We start from the raw sequence: 328 nt of genomic DNA on the forward strand, positions 1-328 counted from the left end.
CGCATGCCGGGTTCGTCATCGACGATGAGCAAAGAGAGGGCAGACCAGCGGCTGGCGGGTGCAGTCATGACAAAAGTACCTCGAATGCAGGTAAGGTCGGAGAATGTCCCGATAACCGGAACTTTAGTGGGACATTTTGTCCTTACCGTATCAAAAGCACCAACACCAATTATTAAAAGCGATAACACGCTCACCTAAATGATTCTAATAAACGTCTGTTTTTAAAAGGCAAACTGCAAATAAAACAGGAAAGGAACAGTTTGGCACCCTGTTTGCTTACGCTTGCCCTCTCCTCATCCACCCTGAAAAAGTTGCATCAAGATGACGA

At 46.3% G+C, this 328-nt stretch carries 1 protein-coding gene; it reads left to right on the top strand.

Annotated features, from left to right (window positions below; genetic code table 11):
• The coding region (locus BN1129_RS24060; RefSeq protein WP_209418539.1) for a hypothetical protein at positions 1-198 on the top strand (198 nt) is incomplete at its 5' end.
• Between the last annotated feature and the right edge of the window lie 130 nt (positions 199-328).

Origin of the sequence: Aeromonas popoffii (assembly GCF_000820025.1) — a bacterium.
In the GTDB taxonomy this organism is placed as follows: domain Bacteria; phylum Pseudomonadota; class Gammaproteobacteria; order Enterobacterales; family Aeromonadaceae; genus Aeromonas; species Aeromonas popoffii.